This is a genomic window from Nocardiopsis codii (assembly GCF_036327455.1).
GTDB classification, from domain to species: domain Bacteria; phylum Actinomycetota; class Actinomycetes; order Streptosporangiales; family Streptosporangiaceae; genus Nocardiopsis; species Nocardiopsis codii.
The window spans coordinates 209,893-227,543 of sequence record NZ_JAUZMY010000003.1 but is presented as its reverse complement, the minus strand read 5'-3'; the positions used below and the strand labels follow the sequence as shown (position 1 = coordinate 227,543).

The window sequence follows — 17,651 nt, the reverse complement described above, 5'->3', positions numbered from 1 at the left end:
GTCATTCTTCAGGAGGAGGGGACGGCTTCGGGCGGCGGGGACGGGCGGACGGGCGGCGCCGACGGGCGACCGCCGTCCGGGAACCGGCCCGACGCCAGGGCGTGCAGCTGCTCGGCGTAGGTGTCGCGGCCCTCGTGCAGCACACCGGGGACCAGGTCGCCGAAGGCGTTGACCTCGCAGACCGTGAACCTGCGCCACCCGGGGGAGGGCATCAGGTCCACCCCGGCGTGCAGGGTCCGGGGGAAGCACGCGGCGGCGGCCTCGGCGGTGGCCATCGCCTCCGCCCACGCCCGCGGGCCGACCGACGCCCGCAGAGCGTCGAGGTCTCCGCGGGCGTTGCCCAGGTGGAGGTTGGTCATGGGGCCGGACGACGTGCGCGCCACGACGTGGGTGGCCCGTCCCGCGACCACCACCACCCGGAGGTCGACGACCTTCCCCGCGAATCCGGCCTTGGGCACCCACCGCTCGACGTGCAGCCCGTCGGGGGCGAGGGCGTCCACGACCGCCGCGACGTCGTCCTCGCGGGTGTAGGTGCGCGGGCGGAGGCTGTTGAAGAGGCGGACGGAACCGTCCCTGCGCCGGACGAGGTCGGAGGTGCTCACCGCCCTGACCCTGCCGCCGGGCGCCGTGGCCAGTGCGACCACCCCGGAGGCGGAGGAACCGTGTGCGGGCTTGACGAACACCCGCGTCCAGCCGTGTCCGGCCATCGACGCGCGCAGCGGCGCGTAGCCCGTGACCTGACCGGGCAGCGCGGGAGCCACCGGGACCCCGGCCTCCGCCAGCCTGGCGTGGCAGCGCCGCTTGTCGCACATGTCCACCAGGTCCTGCGGCTCCTGGAGCAGGCGTGCTCCCGGGGCGTCCGCCACCGCCGCCGCGAGCCGCTCCAGGGAGGCGCGGAACCCGGCGTGCTGGTCGGCCGTCCCCTCGGCGCGGTACGGGTCCGGATCGCGGTCCCAGCCGCGCAGCAGGCGCTCGGTCTCCACGTCGCCGCCGGGGGAGTCCACCCGGACCAGGGCGTCGTCGGGCAGGGCGACCGGCCCGGCCGCCAGTTCCCGCCACGGCACCACCGCGGGTGCGGGCAGGCCCGCGGACCGGGCCGCCGCGAGGAACAGGTCCAGGCGGCGGTTCCCGGGCACCCCCACCACGACCAGTGGCCGTTCGCGGATCACTCGGAGACCGCCGAGTAGCGGTGGACGTGCCGTACGCCGTCGTACTCGTCGACGTCCGCCTCCTGGGGACCGGACACGTCGACCTCGACCCCCGCCCGGGTGAACTCCGCGCGGACGCGTTCGGCCGTCTCCTCGGACAGGTAGTGGTGGTGCAGGTCCAACCGCTTCAGGGCGCGGAAGGCCGGTGCGTCGAGGAGGACCCGGGCGCCCTCGTCCGTGAGGGTGCCCAGGGAGAGGTCGAGCGTGGCCAGCGAGGGGAGCACGGGCGCCCCGGCCAGCGCGGGGATCCAGTCGTCGACCCCCTCGGCGTTGCGCAGGCCCAGGTGGCGCAGCCGCGGGAAGGCCGTGCCTGAGAGGACGGGGGACAGGTCCTCCGGGGTGCTGTCGCCGCCGTACTCCCGCGAGCCCGGCCACAGCTCCAGGCGCTCCAGCCCGGGGAGCACTGACGCGCACACGTCCCGTACGACCTCGGGTCGCAGGGCCCCGCTCTGCACGGTGAGGCTCCGCAGCGCCCGGTGCTCCGCGATCCTCAGCCTCAGGCCGGCGCTGCCGCCGCGGACGGTGAACGCTTCGAGGGAGGGGAACGCGGCCAGGAGGGGGGCGAGGTCGCCGTGCTCGATCCAGGAGATCTCGTTCTCCTCCTGGAGGATCTCCCCGAAGAACAGGGACCGCACGGCGGTCAGCTTCGGCGCGAGGCCGATCAGCCGGTCGCGGACCTCGTCCGAGGGCATCGCCTCGGCGTCGCCCTCCATGCTCCCGACGATCAGGGCGGCCACCTCCGCGGGCGCGACGAACTCCGTGAACCGGTCGAGGTACTGGCCCAGGGTCTCGATCGGGCTGTTGGAGCCCGAGCCGTAGGAGGGGGACTCCATCCGCAGCCGCCAGGCCACCGACCCCGGGGCGGCGACGGCCTCGAAGAGACGGTCGTAGCGCCTCGGGTGCCCGGTGTGCGGCTCGCGGCGGTTGCGGGCCCAGTACATGGCGAGCCCGAAGTCGTCCCTGAGGGTGTCCCACCCGGTGAACTCGACCACGGGCAGGCCGGCGAACTCCGTCAGGCGGCTGCGGTTCGGCAATGGACTCTCCTGCCTGGGATTGCGGACGCCCCCATGTCTAACAGCCTGGTGCGACACCGTGGGCGGCGGCTCCGGTCACTCGGCGACCGCCGTGTAGTAGTAGGCCTCCCCGTCGTGGGAGCGCGGCGTCTGGACGTCGGACAGGTCGACCCCGACGCCCGGCAGCGCGGCGCGGACGCGCTCGGCCGTCTCCTCGGACAGGTAGTGGTGGTGCAGGTCGAGCCTCCGCAGGTGCCGGAAGGCGTCGGCGGCGTCGACCAGGGCCCGGCCGCCCGCGTCGGTGAGGGTGCCCAGGGACAGGTCGAGGACGTCCAGGGAGGCGGTCACGGGCGCCTCCGCCAGGACGGCGATCCAGTCGTCGACCCCCTCGGCGTTGCGCAGGCCCAGGTAGCGCAGTGCGGGGAACGCCTCGCCGGAGAGGACGGGCGCCAGGTCCCGCGGCGCGGTGTCGCCCCCGTACGTGTCCACCCCCAGCCACAGCTCCAGGTTCTCCAGCGCGGGCAGGCCGGAGGAGGCGATACCCCGGGAGACCCGTCCGGGCAGGCCGCCGCTCTGGACCGTGAGGGTCCGCAGCCCGGTGTGCTCGGGAAGGTGGAGGTCGAGCACGCTGTCGCCCACCGCGTGGTCGCCGGTCCCGCGCACGGTCAGCTCCTCCAGCGCGGGGAAGGCGCCGGCCAGGGGGGAGAGGTCGCTCTGCTGGATCCACGAGATCTCGTTCTCCTCGTAGACGATGTCCCCGAAGAACAGCGCCCGGAGCGACGGGAAGGCCTCCGCGTGCGCGATGAGCAGGTCGCGCGGGACCGTGGGCGGCGTGTCGTAGCCGTCCCCCCACATCCCGATGACGAGCGCCCGCACCCGGGAGGTGTCCACCTCCGCCACGAAGCGGGCGAAGTACGCCGGGAAGTCCCTCGGTGCCTCGAACTGATCGATCCGCAGCCGCCAGGCCGCCGACTCCGGGGCGGCGACGGCCGCGGCCAGCTCCTCGGAGCTCGGCAGGGGGTGGTAGGGGGCGGGATCCCCCGCTTCCGACGGGGGGAACTCGATCACGGGCAGGTCGGCGTACTCGGTGAGATGGGCGCTGTTCGGCATCGGCTGCTCCTGGGGCTGGTCCGGGGGTGATGGACCCGTTCTAGCGGGCGGGAAGGACAGTCCCTCCTCAGGCGGTCGCGGACCCGCCCGGCGAAAGGGCCGCGCCCGACCCGGTCCCGGCGGGGCGCGTACTCGGGCCGGGGGTCACGGACGTTCCGGGAACCCCGCCGGGCGCGTCCGCCCGCGGCCGTGGAGGGCGGGGCACGCCGACGAGGCCTCCAGCATCTCCCGCATGCGCGGACACTCCAGGACGTCCTCGGCGCTGCACGCCACGACGTGCGCCACCATCTCGCGAGCGGCCCGCAGCCGCTCCAGGCGCCCGTCCAGCACGGCCAGGTACTCGGTCAGCCGTGTGCGGCGCGACCCGCCGTCCGGGGCGGTGACCACCCCGCGGATCTGCGCGAGGCTCAGCCCGGCCTCCTGGGCCTGCAGCACCAGGGCCACCTGGAGGCGCTGCTCCGGCGCGTAACGGCGCCGGTCGCCGGAACGGCGGGCAGGCTCCAGCACCCCCGCCGACTCCCAGTGCCGCAGGACGTGGGTGGCCAGGCCGAACTCTCCGGCCAGTTCTCCGATGGACATCTCCGACGCACTTGACTTCATGTGGACATTAAGTTCCAGACTGGTGGTCCGGGTCAAGGATCGGGGAGGACCTCATGGACGAGCGGACCGAACGGGTGCGCGGTGACTGGAACCGGATGTCGAAGCGGTACGAACAGGGGGCGCGCACCCAGGACCTCGTGCTCGGGAGGACCCGCGCGAGGCTGTGCGGCCGGGCCCGGGGCAGGGTCCTGGAGGTCGCGGTGGGGACCGGGCAGAACCTGGCCCACTACCCGGACGGCGTGGAGGTCACGGGTGTGGACCTGAGTCCGGCCATGCTGGCGCACGCGCGGGCCCGCGCCGCCGCCCTGGGCCTGGACGCCGTGCTCCGGGAGGGCGACGCCCAGGACCTCGCCTTCGCCGACGGGGCGTTCGACACCGTCGTGTGCGCGCTCGCCCTGTGCACGATCCCCGACCAGCGCCGGGCCCTGGACGAGATGTACCGGGTGCTCCGCCCCGGCGGGATCCTGCTGCTGGTCGACCACGTGGAGTACACGCGGTGGCCCCTCCGCCTCCGGGAGGAGCGCAAGGAGCACCCGCGGCGGCTCCCGAGGGCGGTCGCCGCCGAGGCGGGTTTCACGGTGGACGGCCACGACCGGACCGCCCTGGGACTCGTCGAGCGCGTCACCGCCCACCGGGGGACCTGACCTGGGGCGCGCCCGGTGCTCGTCCCGGGGCCCGCGGCGGACGGCCCGGCGTTCGCGCCGGTTCCGGCGTGTCCCCGGCGCTGCGACGGGACAAGCCCCGCGGCCGGTGTGACAGTGGTGCCATGGCTACGCACAGTGAACTCCGCGACTTCTGGGAACGCCGTCTCGAAGGCGACTGGACCGAGAGCGGCGTCGGGTACCGGGCCCTCGGGCGCCCCTTCAACACGTGGATGTACCGGGTGCGCGAGGAGGTGTTCCTGCGCGAGGTCCGCGGGCTGAGGCCCCGCAGCGCGGACGTCCTCGACGTCGGCAGCGGCACCGGGTTCTACGTGCGCCTGTGGGACGAGCTCGGGGCGTCCCGGATCACCGGCTCCGACATGACCGAAGCGGCCGTGGACCGCCTCCGCGCGAGGTTCCCCGAACACCGGTTCGCCCGCCAGGACGCCTCGGATCTCGACGCCTTCGAGGACGACTCCTTCGACGCGGTGTCCTGCATGGACATGCTCTTCCACATCACCGACGACGAGCGCTACACCGCCGCGGTCCGGGAGTTCGCCCGGGTACTGCGCCCCGGAGGTCTGCTCGTCGTCTCCGAGAACTGCCTCCGGCGCCCGGAGCAGCGCGGAGAGCACCAGGTCAACCGCACCTTGGAGTGGATCTCGGGAACCGCGGACAAGGCGGGGTTCGACATCGTCCGCCGCGTCCCCATGCTCGTGCTGATGAACGCCCAGGTCGACGCCCCGAAGCCGTGGCGCAAGGCCTGGGGCGGGGTCCTGCGCGCGGCCACCGTGACCGCGCCGACCGGCTGGCTGGCGGGTGCCGCCCTGTATCCGCTGGAGCGCCGCCTGGTCCGCGGGCGCAAGGAGAGCCCCACCACGGAGCTGGTGGCGCTCCGACTGCGCGAGCAGGGGTGACACCGATGTGACGGCGAACACGTGTCGATCGTGTGAAGTGTCCCGAGGGGGACCGGGTTACGGTTGACGTCCACCTTGTGCCGGATGTGACGGCCTCCGGGGGCGCGGGCCACCGGCACGGCGGCCGTCCTGCTCGGGAGGCGAATTGCGACGCTCCAGACGAACCACGCTCAGATCCGCGGTCAAGTGGGGGCTCGTGGGACTGGTGACCACCCAGGTCGCGGTCGCCGCGACCCTCATGGGCGTCAACCACTGGCGCAGGAAGGTGCGGCCGCACCGCGCGAACTTCCCCCGCACCGCCCCCGCGGAGCTGTGGGTCGGCGAGACCGCGGCCACCGTCTACACCTACGGCGAGGACGTGTTCGAGGACATGCTCGCGGCGATCCGGGGCGCCCGCCGCCGGGTCCTGTTCGAGTCCTACATCGTCAAGGACGACCGTGTCGGCCACGAGTTCAAGCAGGCGCTCATCGAGGCCGCCCACCGGGGCGTCGAGGTGTACGTCATCTACGACGGGTTCGCGAACCTGGTGGTCGCCCGGTCGTTCTTCCGCTTCCCGGACAGCGTCAAGGTCCTGCGCTACCCGGCGTTCCGGCCGGGCGTGCTCCTGATGAACGTCCGCAAGTCCGGCCGCGACCACCGCAAGATCCTCACGGTCGACGGGGAGGTGGGGTTCGTCGGCGGCTACAACGTGGGGTCGGTGTACGCCACCGAGTGGCGCGACACCCACCTCAGGGTCTCCGGCCCGGCGGTGTGGGAGCTGGAGAACGCGTTCGTGGACTTCTGGAACATGAACCGCCTCTCGCGGCACCCGGAGCTGGAGGGGCTGGGCGAGGCCGTGTGGGACGCGCGGTTCCGGGTGCACCGCAACGTGCCCGAACAGCTCATCTACCCCATCCGGGCCATGTTCCTGGAGGCCATCGACAGGGCCAAGGACCGGGTGCTGTTCACCCAGGCCTACTTCATCCCCGACCGCGAACTCCAGCGGGCGCTGATCGACGCGGCCGAGAGGGGCGTGGACGTCAACATCCTCGTCCCGGAGAACTCCAACCACGTCATCGCCGACTGGTTGGCCCGCGGACAGTACTCGGCGCTGCTGCGCGGCGGGGTGCGGCTGTGGCTCTACCAGGACGCCATGGTGCACGCCAAGACGGCGACGGTGGACGGCCGCTGGTCGACGGTCGGCACGGCGAACGTCGACCGGTTGAGCCTGACCGGGAACTACGAGATCAACGCGGAGATCTTCGACGAGGACGTGGCCGCGCACCTGGAGGAGATCTTCGCCAAGGACCTCACCAACTGCCGGGAGCTGACCGCCGAGGAATGGCGGGGCCGACCGTTCGCGGCCAAGTTCAGCGAGGTCGTGCTCGCCCCGTGGCGCCCGTTCCTGTGAGGGCGCCGCCCCCGGGCGGGGGACCGGCACGTGCGGCGGCGCGGTGGGCGGTCGCGCCCGGCTGAGCCGGGACGGACGGCGCCGTCGGGACGCGCGTGAGCGCCTCGCGGTCAGGTGCGGGTCAGGTGCGGCGGGACCCGGGCGGCGGTTTCGGTCCGGTCGAGAAGAAGGGGTCCGGGGTCGCCTTGCGGGGCCGGGGCCCGCCCCAGTGCTGCGGTCCCGGGTGCGGCGTGCGGTGGAGCGCGTTGGCGATCGCCGAGGCGGATCCTCCCCGCTGCCGGGGGCCGGGCCCGTCCTCCTCGACACCCTCCGCCAGCTCGTCGTCGGCGTGGTCCGCGTGTGTCATCCGAATGCCCCCCGACCTGCTGTTCCGTTTGCTCCGTTCGGTCCATCATCGGTCGGTGGGGGCGCCTTGTCATGCCGACACGGGGGTGGGCCCACGACGTTCTCCCGTCGGTCCGACCGCAGGTCGGGCCCGCTGCCGACGGCTGGACGGCCGGTCGGCGCCGTCCGCGCGGCACCCGCCGGAGCCGGTAACGGGCCGGAGGGCGACGGTGTGAAGCGCAGGTTTCCCTAGCATGAATGCCGCGTGTCGGCTAGACCGTTGACGCACCGGGGTCGGGCGTCTACCTTCTGTCGTGAAAGCGCTTTCCAAAAGAGGCGCGGCCCGACCGCCGCCACGGTGGAGGTCGGCGCCGTCCAGTCCGCGCGGCGACCGCGACGACCGGCTCCAGCCCGGAGCCGGCCCGCGGGCGCCGACGCGACACGGTTCTACCCCCCTCGGACCCACGGACGAAATCGGAGACGAACGATGCGAACCAGACCCTTCATCGCGGGCGTCAGCCTGGTGGCGGTGGCACTCGGAGTGACATCCGCCAACGCCGCGCAGGCCGAGCCCGCCCCCCTTGCGGACACAGTGCTGTACGCGTCACCCGACGGTGACGACGGCGCGGGCGGTACCGAGTCGGACCCGACCACCCTCACCTCGGCGATCGACCGCATCAGCTCCGGCGGGACGATCTACCTGCAGGGCGGCACCTACGACCTCGCGGAGACGGTCACCCTCCCGGAGGGCGGCGGCGGCACGTCGGGCGCCCCCACGGAACTGTTCGCCGCCCCGGGGGAGAGCCCCGTCCTGGACTTCTCCGCGCAGAGCGAGGACCCGGCGAACCGCGGGATCGCCCTGGAGGGCTCCCACTGGCACATCCACGGGCTCGTCGTGGAGAACGCCGGCGACAACGGCATCTTCATCAGCGGCAGCGACAACGTCGTCGAGCGGACGGTGACGCGCTTCAACCGCGACTCGGGACTCCAGATCTCCCGACGCGACTCCAGCACCCCCGAGAGCGACTGGCCCGCGAACAACCTCGTCGTGACCTCGGTGTCGCACGACAACGTCGACTCCGACGGTGAGGACGCCGACGGCTTCGCGGCCAAGCTCACCTCCGGACCCGGGAACGTCTTCCGGTACACCGTGGCCCACAACAACATCGACGACGGCTGGGACCTCTACACCAAGTCCGACACCGGTCCCATCGGCGCCGTGACCGTCGAGGACTCCCTCGCCTACGAGAACGGGACCCTCAGCGACGGCTCCCAGGCGGGCAACGGAGACCGCAACGGCTTCAAGCTCGGCGGCGAGGACATCGGGGTCGACCACGTCATCAGGGGCAACATCGCCTACGACAACGGCAAGCACGGGTTCACCTACAACCGGAACGTCGGCTCGATGACGGTGTCCGACAACATCTCCATCGGCAGCGAGGAGCGCAACTACAACTTCGACGGAGGCTCCTCGGTGTTCCGGGGCAACACCTCGTGCGACAGCGGGTCGAACGACCGGATCATCGGCGACTCCGACAGCTCCAACCAGTTCTGGTCCGGCTCCAACGGGGCCAGGTGCTCCTCCTACGACGGCGCCCTCGACTGGTCCTTCGACGCGGACGGCAGCCTCTCCGTCAGCTTCGGCGGCACCCCGGTGACGCGATAGGAGGGGTCCCCGGGCGCGCCCTCCCCTCGGGTCCCGGCTCTCCGACGGACGCGCGCACCGACCCCTGACGGCGCGGACCCCGTGCACGCACGACGGTCCGGCCGCCACCGCCGTCCGGTGTCCCACAGGGGCACCGGACGGCCCCTTGACGCACCGCGCCGTGTGCCGCACCCCGCGCCGATCCCGGCCCGGAGGGCGGCACACGGCGTACCGCACCCCGCCCCGTCCGCGCCCTGCCGACCGCAACGCCGTCACCGTCTGCGCCGCCCCCGCGGAGGACGCCCCGCGGTCAGGACGTGGGGAAGGCACAGTCCGGACCGGTCACCGACGCCACCAGGTGCGCAGTCGGTTCGGATCGTCTCCGTCGCCCGGCCACCGCTCGTGGGCCGCCCACCCGCCGTCTCCACCGTCCCCGCGTGCGGTAGCCGCACGCCGCTGCTTCCGCCGCCGTCGTAGGGCGGGGGCCATGGGAGAGGGTCCTTGCGAGGGGTGGAGGCGCCGACGACGTGCGGGCTCTGCCGGCACACCCGGGCCGGGCCAGGATCCCGGCTGGAGGGGACCGTCACACCCGAACCGCGTGCGGAGGGCGGGCGGACCGTCGTCGGCCGATTCCTCGACCGCAGCCCTTGCTGCGCCCCGAAAAACGGACTGGGGTCCCTCCCGAAGGAGAAACCCCAGTTCACGTCATGCGGCCCCAGCAGGATTCGAACCTGCGACACCCGCTTTAGGAGAGCGGTGCTCTATCCCCTGAGCTATGGAGCCATGGGTCTGACGGAGGTATGCGTTGCCCCGCCACCGGGCCAAGCCTAACCCAGGATGGAGGTGAATGGGGTGTCGGTCGGTGTTCCGGGGGTGTGACTGGGGGACTCTGCGTGCATGGCGGAGTACGCTGACCTACGATTGGTTGTCCTGGTGCGGTGTGACGTTGTTCATGGCGCGTGTTGCGTTATGTCCGAATGTGCACCTCGATCGCCCTAAGGGCGGGTCGGGGTAGGGCCCGCACAGTGATGACCAGGGACTTCACCGACGGCCGGAGAAGACGGCGGCGGGACGGGCGCGAGTCCGGCCCGGGTTCGCTTCCTCCGGCGCAACGGTTCCGTGTGTCCGCATGTGGACATGTAGTACGTTCCTTGCGGTCACGGGTAGGTGTTCGAGGAAAAGCAGCCGGAGGATCATTCGTGCCGTTCACTTCTGATTCGGCGCGGCGCAGGTCCCGCGTACCGGAGGGCGGCGGGGCGCTGACCGCGTTCGCGGCGCCCTGGCGTGTCCGTAGTGTCCAGGCGCTGACGCTGGTGCTCGTCACCGCGCTCCTCGTCGTCCCCGTCCCTCCTGCGGCGCTCGCGCCGGCCGCGGCCGATCTCGACGAGTTCCGGGAGCGGGCCGAGTCGTCCTCGCAGGAGCTGGAGGAGGCCACCGACCGCCACGTCGAGCGCCAGGAGGAGCTGGAGTCCGCCCAGGAGGAGCTGGTCTCGACGCTCCACGAGCTCCAGCAGACCGAGCTCGAACTCGGAGAGATGCGCGAGCCCCTGGCCGCCCTCGCCAGCACCCTGTACCAGCAGCCCGACGGCGGGATGCTCACCATGCTGACGTCGGGGACGCTCGACGACGACCTCCAGACGCAGTCCTACGCGGCGAAGCTCTCCGAGAACAACCAGGCGCTCATCCAGGACGCCACCGACCTGCGCGAGGAGCAGGTGGGGCTGGCCAGCCAGGCGCAGGAGCTCCAGACGACCACGCAGCTGGAACAGGCCGAACTCGCGGCCGAGGTCGAGGACCTGCGTGAGCAGTCCGAGGCGAGCATGGACGAGCTCATGCAGGAGCTGGAGGACCGGGGCATCGACCCGGACGCCTACATGGCAGCCGCCGACTGCGACGCCTCGGCGGCGTCGAGGGCCGACGGCTCGCCCAACGGCCTCCTGCCGTCCGACGCCCTGTGCGACATGTACGACGACAAGCAGCTGCGCGCCGACGCCGCCGTCGACTTCCTCGAGCTCAACATGAGGTACGTGTCGGAGTTCGGCGAGAACATCTGCATCACCAGCGCCTACCGCGACCTGCCCAACCAGCACCGCGTCTACGCCCAGGAGCCGCCCGGCTTCGCCGCCGTCCCCGGCACGAGCAACCACGGCCTGGGCCAGGCGATCGACCTGGGCTGCGGTATCCAGAACTTCAGGTCCGAACGCTGGAACTGGATGGAGACCAACGGGGCGGACTTCGGCTGGCACCATCCCGCCTGGGCCAAGTCCAGTCCCTTCGAGCCCTGGCACTGGGAGTACAGCAGGTGAGTTCCGGGGGCGGCCCGCACGGGCCGCCCCCGACGTGTGTCCCGTCGGCCCCGGCCGTTCGGGCGCCGGCCGGAGGGCCGGGACCCGCGGTTCCGGGGAGGGGTCAGACGGTCTCCGTCTCGGCGGTGACCTCACTCGTGCAGTGCGAGCACCGGGTGGCCTTCTTGTCGATCTCGGAGAGGCAGAAGGGGCAGGGCCGGGTCGTGGCCTCCTCGGCCTTGATGAACTTCTCCATGAGCTTGCCGAGCGGCAGGACCACGAGGAAGTACAGGACCGCGGCGGTGATCAGGAACGAGACCAGGGCGTCGATGAACGTGCCGTACATGAAACGGCTGTCGTTGATCTCGAAGTAGAGGTCCGCGAACGTGGGGATGCCGCCGAAGATCCCGATCAGCGGGGTGATGAACCCCTCGGTGAACGCGGTGATGAGGTTGGCGAAGACCGTGCCGATCACGACCGCGACAGCCAGTTGCACCAGGTTTCCCTGGAGCAGGAACTTCTTGAAGCCTTCCATGGAACAGCCCTACGTACTCGATGTGTGTGGGATCGCCGGGGCGTCCGGGGGGCGCTCACCGGCGCCCGCCAGCTTCCACCACGAGTGGTCATCGGTCAACCGCGAATGGTGATGGACAGCCGTGAAGCGGTGGTGTGCCCCGCCAGGCTCCGGGCCTCCGCGGGCGTGGCGGCGATGAGGATGAGCGCGCCGCCCTCGCCGCCCCGGTCGGCCTCCGGGGGCAGGGCGAGGACGGGGCGGTCGCTGACCACCTCCACGGCCGGTCCCGCACGCACCGGGGCGAACTCGTCGGGGCTCCCTGCGGCGAGGACGTCCACCCGGCTGCCGGGCGACAGGAGGCCGACCGCCCCGGGGTCCGAGACCCGGACGGGGACGGCGACCAGGCCCGGCCCGTACGGGCGCGCAGGCGGGTCGGAGAGGCGGGCGTCGGTGATCACCTCGCCCCGGCGCACCGGGGACGTGAGGGACAGGCCGGCGGTCTCCGCGCCGGGCGCGAGCGCGCCGTCGGGGACGGAGTCGGCGGGGAGGGGCCGCGGGGCGAGGTCGCGCGCGGTGAGCGGCGCCGTGGCGTCGAGGTCGCGTGCGGCGACGATGACCTGCTCGGTGGGCGCCGGGGGCGGGCGTACCGCCAGGACGGCACTGAGGAGCGCGGCGGCGGCGAGGAGGGCGGCGACGGGGCGCCGGTACCGGTCCAGCAGGCGGGTGAGCGCCCGGCGGTGCCGGTAGGGGGGAGGTGCGTCGGTCATGTCACAACGCTAGGCCGCGGAGGGGCCGATCGGCCGTTGTCCACAGGCCGGACGTGCCGAGCGCCGCCGAGTGCTCGGCGGCGCTGCGTCGGTCAACGGCCCCGCGGCTCAGCCGGCCGCGGCGGCGGTGCTGCTGGTCGTGCTCGTACCGGAGCCGGTACCGCTGCTCGCCTTGGAGCCGGAGTCGGTGGAGGAGCTCTTGGCCTCCGTGCCGGAGGCGGTGCCGCCGGACTCGGAGGAGCCGGAGTCCTTGCCCTCGCCGGAACCGGAGTTGGACCCGGTCAGGACGGAGCTGTTGGAGGTCTTGCCGCTGTCGGTGCGGTAGAAGCCCGAGCCCTTGAACACGATGCCCACGGCGGAGTACACCTTGCGCAGGCGCCCCTCGCACTCGGGGCAGACGGTCAGCGCGTCGTCGCTGAAGCTCTGCACGACCTCCATCTGGGTGCCGCACTCGGTGCACGCGTACTGGTACGTAGGCACTGTTCCGGGTCCTCCTTGCTGGCACTCTCGCCCGTTGACTGCTAAATAGTACGCTGTCGCCGACCGGAGCCGCGACAGCACCTCGCGCCGGACGCGCGCGGCAGCGGGACCGGCACCGGATCGATGACGTCGCGGGGGTGCGACCGCCAGCAACAACGCTCCGTCCGGACGGGATAATCCCCGAGGCCACGAGCCCTCCGGCCGTGCCGTGCGAGGCGCGTCCTCCCCGGTACGGCGCCGCGGACCCGGTGTCCGGAGGCGGGACCCCCGGCGCAGACCTTCCGGCATCGACCTCCCGGCGGCGCCCGTGCGGGCGGCCGCGGTCACGCGGTGCCCCGCCCTCCCGGCCACACCCCGTCCCCGAGCACGCGCACCCCGCCACCGGGGGTGAGGACGGCGTCCACCGGCCGGTCGTGCGGCTCGGCGGGCAGGGACTCCACGAACTCGTCGTCGTGCACCAGGGCGATCGCGGGGCTGTGCGGGCCCTTGTGCGCGAGCGCGCGGTCGTAGCAGCCCGCGCCCCGTCCCAGGCGGACCCCGCTCCGGTCCACGGCGAGGGCGGGGCAGACCACCGCGTCCGCCCGGGCCAGCGCCCCGGGACCGTAGCGGTGCCCCGTGGGCTCCACCAGCCCGTGTCCGGCCGGGGCCAGGCTGTCGGGTCCGTCGAAGGCCGCCCAGTCCAGTTCGCCGCCGGGCAGGAACACGGGGAGCAGCACGTACGTGCCGCGTTTCCACAGGGCCGTCACCAGCTTGCGGGTGTCGGGCTCCCCGCCGACGGAGTAGTAGCACGCGACGGTCCCGCCCATGGCGAGCCACGGGACGCCCATCAGGGTGTCCCTGACCGCCGAGCCGACCCGCGCGCGCTCCTCGGCGCCCCGGGCCCGCCGCCGTGCGAGGAAGCCCCCGCGCAGCCGCTCCTTCTCCGCGGGGTCCCCGCCACCACTCGTCCCGGTCATGCGCCCAGTGTGGCACCGGGCCGGCCGGTGCGGCGAGGGGCCGCCCCCGACGCGGCGGCCCGGCGCACCCGGCGGGTCCTGCCGCAGGTGGTGAACTCACGGTGGCGGTTTCCGATCGTTCTCCCGAAAGAGCGGGAACTTCTTGACACCCGGCAGGGCGTCGGGGCTCCGAGACGGCCGGGGTCTGTCCTAAAGTGCCGACATGAACGACGCCACCGACCAGAAGCGATCCTCAGCATCCGCACCCGTCACCAAGGCGGTCGTGCCCGCGGCCGGCCTGGGGACGCGGTTCCTGCCCGCGACCAAGGCGACGCCCAAGGAGATGCTGCCGATCGTGGACAAGCCCGCGATCCAGTACGTGGTGGAGGAGGCGGTCGCCGCCGAGCTCCAGGACGTCCTGATGATCACGGGACGCAGCAAGCGCTCCATCGAGGACCACTTCGACCGGGCCTACGAGCTGGAGGAGGCGCTGGAGGCCAAGGGCGACGACGCGCGGCTGCGTTCGGTGCGCGAGTCCAGCGACCTGGCCCAGGTCCACTACGTCCGCCAGGGGGAGCCGCGCGGCCTCGGCCACGCGGTCCTGTGCGCGGAGGCGCACGTGGGAGACAACCCGTTCGCGGTACTGCTCGGCGACGATCTCATCGAGTCCGCCGACCTGCTGCGCCGCATGATCGAGGTCAGGGAGCAGCGCGGCGGCAGTGTCGTCGCCCTCATGGAGGTGGAGCCCGAGCAGGTCTCCCTGTACGGGTGTGCCGGCATCGAGCCCACCGACGAGGAGGACGTCGTCACCGTCACCGACCTGGTCGAGAAGCCCGCGCCGGAGCAGGCTCCGAGCCGGTGGGCGATCATCGGCCGCTACGTCTGCGACCCGGCGGTCTTCCCCGTCCTTCACGAGACCCCGCCCGGCCGCGGAGGGGAGATCCAGCTGACCGACGCGCTGCGCGAACTCGCCCGTCGCAAGCCCGAGGACGGCGGGCCCGTCTACGGCGTCCTGTTCCGGGGCCGCCGCTACGACACGGGCAACAAGGCCGACTACATCCGCACGGTGGTGGACTTCGCCTGCCGCCGCCCCGACCTCGCGGACGAACTCCTGCCGTGGCTGCGCGACTTCGTCGACCGCCATGACGCCGGGCGCTCCTGACCTGATCGCGCGGGGGAGCAGCGCACGCGGTGCCTGACGTGGTGACAATGGGACGCGCCTCAACTCCTGAGGGAGGGGAGACGCTCCGCCCCAGGAACCGCGACAACGGAGGAACCCCCGTGAAGAGCGTCGAACAGCACGTCGCCGACGTCCTGGCCCTGATCGCCGACCCGCAGCCCACCGAACTGGACCTGCTGCAGGCCCACGGCTCCGTGCTCGCCGAGACCGTCGCCTCGCCGGTGTCGCTGCCGGGCTTCGACAACTCGGCCATGGACGGGTACGCCGTGTGCGCCGCCGACCTGGAGTCGGCGACCGCCGACGCCCCGGTCCGCCTGCCCGTGGTCGGCGACATCCCGGCCGGGGACCCCTCCCCGACGGCGGTCCGCCCGGGCCTGTGCGCGCGCATCATGACCGGTGCGCCCATGCCCTCCGGGGCCGACGCGGTCGTGCCTGTCGAGTGGACCGACGGCGGGGTGGCCACGGTGTCCGTCGACCGCCCGGTCCGCGTCGGCAACGCCGTCCGACCGGCAGGGGGCGACGTGGTCGAGGGCGCGGTCGTGCTCCGGCCGGGCGCGCGGATCGGGGCGGGTGAGATGGGCGTGCTGGCGGCCGTCGGCCGCCGATCGGTGACCGTGTACCCCCGTCCCCGGGTGGTCGTGCTCTCCACCGGCGAGGAACTGGTCGAGCCCGGGCGCCCGCTCGGGCCGGGCCAGATCTGGGAGTCCAACAGCTTCATGATCGCCGCGGCCGCCCGCGACGCCGGCTGCGACGTCCACCGGCACGGGTTCGTCGGGGACGACCCCCAGACGGTGCTCGACACGCTGGAGGGCCTGCTCGTGCGGGCCGACGTGGTGATCACCACCGGCGGGGTGAGCATGGGCGCGCACGACGTCGTCAAGGAGGTGCTCACGCGGGAGGGCACGGTGGAGTTCACCCAGGTGGCGATGCAGCCGGGCAAGCCCCAGGGCTCCGGCACGATCGGTCCGGACCGGACCCCGATCATCACCCTCCCGGGCAACCCCGTGAGCGCCTTCGTGTCGTTCCAGATCTTCGTCCTCCCGGCGCTGCGCCGTCTGCGCGGACTCGACCCCCGGCCGCTGCCGGGCACGCGCGCGCTGCTCACCGCGCCGGTCACCTCGCCGCGGGGCCGCCGCTCCTACCTGCGTGGAGTCCTGGAGGAGTCGCCGCACGGGCGCGAGGCCGCCCCCACGGTGTCGCCGGCCCTGCGCCAGGACTCCCACCAGCTGTCCGCCCTGGCCGGGGCGAACGCGCTGATCATCGTGCCCGAGGAGACCGCGGAGCTGGCCGCGGGCGCCTCCGTCGACGTGGTGCGTCTGCCCGAGCCCGCCTGAGGGGCGCGCCCGCGGGCCGGGAGATCGCGGATCGGTGGGCGGACCGTCACCGGGGTGCCGTACGGTCGTGGTTGGCGCGCCCCGGTGCGCCCGGACACGGCCGCCCCGGCCGTGTCCCGAGTACGAGCGCAGAAGCTGGCGGACCGATGAGCGACACCCCACGGACGGAGGGGGCAGACCACCCCTCCGGCTTCACCCACCTGGACGCCGCCGGCGCGGCGCGCATGGTGGACGTCTCGGAGAAGCGGGTGAGCACGCGCACGGCCACCGCCACCGGCCGGGTCCTGCTCGGCGCGGAGGCCGTCGCCGCGCTGCGCGGTGGCTCCGTGCCCAAGGGCGACGCCCTGGCCGTCGCCCGGATCGCGGGCATCCAGGGCGCCAAGCGCACGCCGGACCTGGTGCCCCTCTGCCACCCCATCGCCGTGCACGGCGTGGAGGTGGACCTCACCGTCGTGGACGAGGGCGTCGACATCAGCGCCACGGTGCGCACGGCCGACCGCACGGGTGTGGAGATGGAGGCGCTCACCTGCGTCATGACCGCGGCCCTCGGCCTGGTCGACATGGTCAAGGCGATCGACCCCGAGGCCGAGGTCACCGGGGTGCGGGTCGAGGAGAAGACCGGCGGCAGGAAGGGCCACTGGAGGCGCGGTGGCATCGGTGGGTGAGCCCGGGGGCCGGACGCGCAGCGTCGCGGTGGTGACCGCGTCCAACCGGGCTGCGGCGGGGGTCTACCCGGACCGTTCCGGGCCGGTGGTCGCCGAGCGCCTGCGTGCCATCGGCTGCGCGGTCCTCGGCCCGTGGGTGGTTCCGGACGGGGCGCCGGTGGCGGAGGCGATCAGCAGGGCCCTGGACGAGAGGGCCGACGCGGTCATCACGACCGGGGGCACGGGGCTCACCCCCCAGGACCTCACGCCCGAGGCGACCAGGCCGCTGCTGACGTACGAGATCCCCGGGATCGCCGAGGCGCTGCGCGCCGCAGGCCGTGACAAGGGCGTGCCCACGGCGATCCTGTCGCGCGGCCTGGCGGGCGTCGCGGAGCGGGGAGGGCACCGGATGCTCGTGGTCAACCTGCCCGGTTCCCGAGGCGGCGCCGGCGACGGCATGGACGTCCTGGAGCCGGTGCTCGCCCATGCCCTGGACCAGGTGCGTGGCGGGGATCACGTCAGCCCCGAATGACACCGAACAATGACCGGAATCACATGCCGGGCATTCCGTTCCTCGATAATTCCTTGACCGAGGATCGGTTTTCGGTGCGTAAGTTTGGGAGTTAGGAATCAGCCGATTCACGCGTCGATGGAGTGACGCACG

18 protein-coding genes and 1 tRNA gene are annotated in these 17,651 nt (G+C 73.0%); 9 read left to right on the top strand and 10 right to left on the bottom strand.

Features of this window, described 5'->3' with window-relative positions:
- Window positions 1–8: 8 nt before the first annotated feature.
- The 4 genes from Q8791_RS04785 to Q8791_RS04770 all read right to left on the bottom strand — a co-directional run bounded on the left by Q8791_RS04785 (window position 9) and on the right by Q8791_RS04770 (window position 3,931).
- Window positions 9–1,169 carry an STM4014 family protein gene (locus tag Q8791_RS04785; RefSeq protein WP_330090333.1) on the bottom strand — a complete coding sequence of 387 codons (1,161 nt, stop codon included), beginning with the start codon at window positions 1,167–1,169 and terminating at the stop codon, window positions 9–11.
- Window positions 1,166–2,242 (bottom strand): STM4015 family protein, encoded by a 1,077-nt coding sequence (locus Q8791_RS04780; RefSeq protein WP_330090332.1) that lies wholly within the window; start codon window positions 2,240–2,242, stop codon window positions 1,166–1,168. Before Q8791_RS04780 ends, Q8791_RS04785 begins: the two co-directional genes overlap by 4 nt.
- 75 nt (window positions 2,243–2,317) lie before the next feature.
- A complete protein-coding gene (locus tag Q8791_RS04775) occupies window positions 2,318–3,331 on the bottom strand; it encodes an STM4015 family protein (RefSeq protein ID WP_330090331.1) in 1,014 nt (337 codons plus the stop codon).
- Window positions 3,332–3,475: 144 nt separating this feature from the next.
- A complete protein-coding gene (locus tag Q8791_RS04770; protein WP_330090330.1) occupies window positions 3,476–3,931 on the bottom strand; it encodes a MerR family transcriptional regulator in 456 nt (151 codons plus the stop codon).
- A gap of 53 nt (window positions 3,932–3,984) precedes the next feature.
- On the opposite strand from Q8791_RS04770, the gene Q8791_RS04765 reads away from it, so the two are divergent.
- The 3 genes from Q8791_RS04765 to Q8791_RS04755 all read left to right on the top strand — a co-directional run bounded on the left by Q8791_RS04765 (window position 3,985) and on the right by Q8791_RS04755 (window position 6,879).
- A complete protein-coding gene (locus Q8791_RS04765; protein ID WP_330090329.1) occupies window positions 3,985–4,575 on the top strand; it encodes a class I SAM-dependent methyltransferase in 591 nt (196 codons plus the stop codon).
- A gap of 122 nt (window positions 4,576–4,697) precedes the next feature.
- Window positions 4,698–5,489 (top strand): class I SAM-dependent methyltransferase, encoded by a 792-nt coding sequence (locus Q8791_RS04760; protein ID WP_330090328.1) that lies wholly within the window; start codon window positions 4,698–4,700, stop codon window positions 5,487–5,489.
- 238 nt (window positions 5,490–5,727) lie between these two features.
- Window positions 5,728–6,879 (top strand): phospholipase D-like domain-containing protein, encoded by a 1,152-nt coding sequence (locus tag Q8791_RS04755; RefSeq protein WP_407941958.1) that lies wholly within the window; start codon window positions 5,728–5,730, stop codon window positions 6,877–6,879.
- Between the two features lie 121 nt (window positions 6,880–7,000).
- Here the strand turns inward: Q8791_RS04755 and Q8791_RS04750 are convergent, their stop codons facing one another.
- Window positions 7,001–7,225 (bottom strand): calcium-binding protein, encoded by a 225-nt coding sequence (locus Q8791_RS04750; protein ID WP_330090326.1) that lies wholly within the window; start codon window positions 7,223–7,225, stop codon window positions 7,001–7,003.
- A 465-nt stretch (window positions 7,226–7,690) separates the two neighbouring features.
- Here Q8791_RS04750 and Q8791_RS04745 point away from each other — a divergent pair, with 465 nt between their 5' ends.
- On the top strand, window positions 7,691–8,869 hold the full coding sequence (locus Q8791_RS04745; protein WP_330090325.1) for a right-handed parallel beta-helix repeat-containing protein: 1,179 nt from the start codon (window positions 7,691–7,693) through the stop codon (window positions 8,867–8,869).
- Window positions 8,870–9,558: 689 nt separating this feature from the next.
- Here Q8791_RS04745 and Q8791_RS04740 read toward each other — a convergent pair.
- Window positions 9,559–9,631, bottom strand: a tRNA-Arg gene (locus tag Q8791_RS04740).
- Between the two features lie 416 nt (window positions 9,632–10,047).
- Between Q8791_RS04740 and Q8791_RS04735 the strand changes: the two genes are divergently transcribed.
- Window positions 10,048–11,154, top strand: a complete 1,107-nt coding sequence (locus Q8791_RS04735) for a D-alanyl-D-alanine carboxypeptidase family protein (protein ID WP_330090324.1) — start codon at window positions 10,048–10,050, stop codon at window positions 11,152–11,154.
- A 103-nt stretch (window positions 11,155–11,257) separates the two neighbouring features.
- Here the strand turns inward: Q8791_RS04735 and mscL are convergent, their stop codons facing one another.
- From mscL to Q8791_RS04715, 4 genes are all read right to left on the bottom strand, one after another.
- Window positions 11,258–11,668 (bottom strand): large conductance mechanosensitive channel protein MscL, encoded by a 411-nt coding sequence (mscL, locus tag Q8791_RS04730; RefSeq protein ID WP_330090323.1) that lies wholly within the window; start codon window positions 11,666–11,668, stop codon window positions 11,258–11,260.
- Window positions 11,669–11,763: 95 nt separating this feature from the next.
- A complete protein-coding gene (gene cpaB / locus Q8791_RS04725; RefSeq protein WP_330090322.1) occupies window positions 11,764–12,414 on the bottom strand; it encodes a Flp pilus assembly protein CpaB in 651 nt (216 codons plus the stop codon).
- A 108-nt stretch (window positions 12,415–12,522) separates the two neighbouring features.
- Window positions 12,523–12,894, bottom strand: coding sequence for an FmdB family zinc ribbon protein (locus Q8791_RS04720; protein ID WP_330090321.1), 372 nt, complete (start codon window positions 12,892–12,894; stop codon window positions 12,523–12,525).
- Window positions 12,895–13,217: 323 nt separating this feature from the next.
- On the bottom strand, window positions 13,218–13,850 hold the full coding sequence (locus Q8791_RS04715) for a 5-formyltetrahydrofolate cyclo-ligase (RefSeq protein ID WP_330090320.1): 633 nt from the start codon (window positions 13,848–13,850) through the stop codon (window positions 13,218–13,220).
- A 202-nt stretch (window positions 13,851–14,052) separates the two neighbouring features.
- On the opposite strand from Q8791_RS04715, the gene galU reads away from it, so the two are divergent.
- The 4 genes from galU (at window position 14,053) to Q8791_RS04695 (ending at window position 17,519) form a co-directional block, all read left to right on the top strand.
- On the top strand, window positions 14,053–14,991 hold the full coding sequence (galU, locus tag Q8791_RS04710) for a UTP--glucose-1-phosphate uridylyltransferase GalU (RefSeq protein ID WP_330090319.1): 939 nt from the start codon (window positions 14,053–14,055) through the stop codon (window positions 14,989–14,991).
- 119 nt (window positions 14,992–15,110) lie between these two features.
- Entirely contained in the window at window positions 15,111–16,343 is a 1,233-nt protein-coding gene (gene glp / locus Q8791_RS04705; protein WP_330090318.1) for a molybdotransferase-like divisome protein Glp, read from the top strand.
- A gap of 146 nt (window positions 16,344–16,489) precedes the next feature.
- Window positions 16,490–17,008, top strand: coding sequence for a cyclic pyranopterin monophosphate synthase MoaC (gene moaC / locus Q8791_RS04700; protein WP_330090317.1), 519 nt, complete (start codon window positions 16,490–16,492; stop codon window positions 17,006–17,008).
- Window positions 17,001–17,519, top strand: a complete 519-nt coding sequence (locus Q8791_RS04695) for a MogA/MoaB family molybdenum cofactor biosynthesis protein (RefSeq protein ID WP_407941957.1) — start codon at window positions 17,001–17,003, stop codon at window positions 17,517–17,519. Before moaC ends, Q8791_RS04695 begins: the two co-directional genes overlap by 8 nt.
- The last annotated feature ends 132 nt before the right edge of the window (window positions 17,520–17,651 follow it).

What these genes read in the sequence shown, in the direction of transcription:
- Q8791_RS04775 (WP_330090331.1), bottom strand. Translation starts at nt 3,331, where the DNA reads ATGCCGAACAGCGCCCATCTCACCGAGTACGCCGACCTGCCCGTGATC.
- Q8791_RS04770 (WP_330090330.1), bottom strand. Translation starts at nt 3,931, where the DNA reads ATGAAGTCAAGTGCGTCGGAGATGTCCATCGGAGAACTGGCCGGAGAG.
- Q8791_RS04765 (WP_330090329.1), top strand. Translation starts at nt 3,985, where the DNA reads ATGGACGAGCGGACCGAACGGGTGCGCGGTGACTGGAACCGGATGTCG.
- Q8791_RS04760 (WP_330090328.1), top strand. Translation starts at nt 4,698, where the DNA reads ATGGCTACGCACAGTGAACTCCGCGACTTCTGGGAACGCCGTCTCGAA.
- Q8791_RS04755 (WP_407941958.1), top strand. Translation starts at nt 5,728, where the DNA reads ATGGGCGTCAACCACTGGCGCAGGAAGGTGCGGCCGCACCGCGCGAAC.
- Q8791_RS04750 (WP_330090326.1), bottom strand. Translation starts at nt 7,225, where the DNA reads ATGACACACGCGGACCACGCCGACGACGAGCTGGCGGAGGGTGTCGAG.
- Q8791_RS04745 (WP_330090325.1), top strand. Translation starts at nt 7,691, where the DNA reads ATGCGAACCAGACCCTTCATCGCGGGCGTCAGCCTGGTGGCGGTGGCA.
- mscL (WP_330090323.1), bottom strand. Translation starts at nt 11,668, where the DNA reads ATGGAAGGCTTCAAGAAGTTCCTGCTCCAGGGAAACCTGGTGCAACTG.
- cpaB (WP_330090322.1), bottom strand. Translation starts at nt 12,414, where the DNA reads ATGACCGACGCACCTCCCCCCTACCGGCACCGCCGGGCGCTCACCCGC.
- Q8791_RS04715 (WP_330090320.1), bottom strand. Translation starts at nt 13,850, where the DNA reads ATGACCGGGACGAGTGGTGGCGGGGACCCCGCGGAGAAGGAGCGGCTG.
- galU (WP_330090319.1), top strand. Translation starts at nt 14,053, where the DNA reads ATGAACGACGCCACCGACCAGAAGCGATCCTCAGCATCCGCACCCGTC.
- moaC (WP_330090317.1), top strand. Translation starts at nt 16,490, where the DNA reads ATGAGCGACACCCCACGGACGGAGGGGGCAGACCACCCCTCCGGCTTC.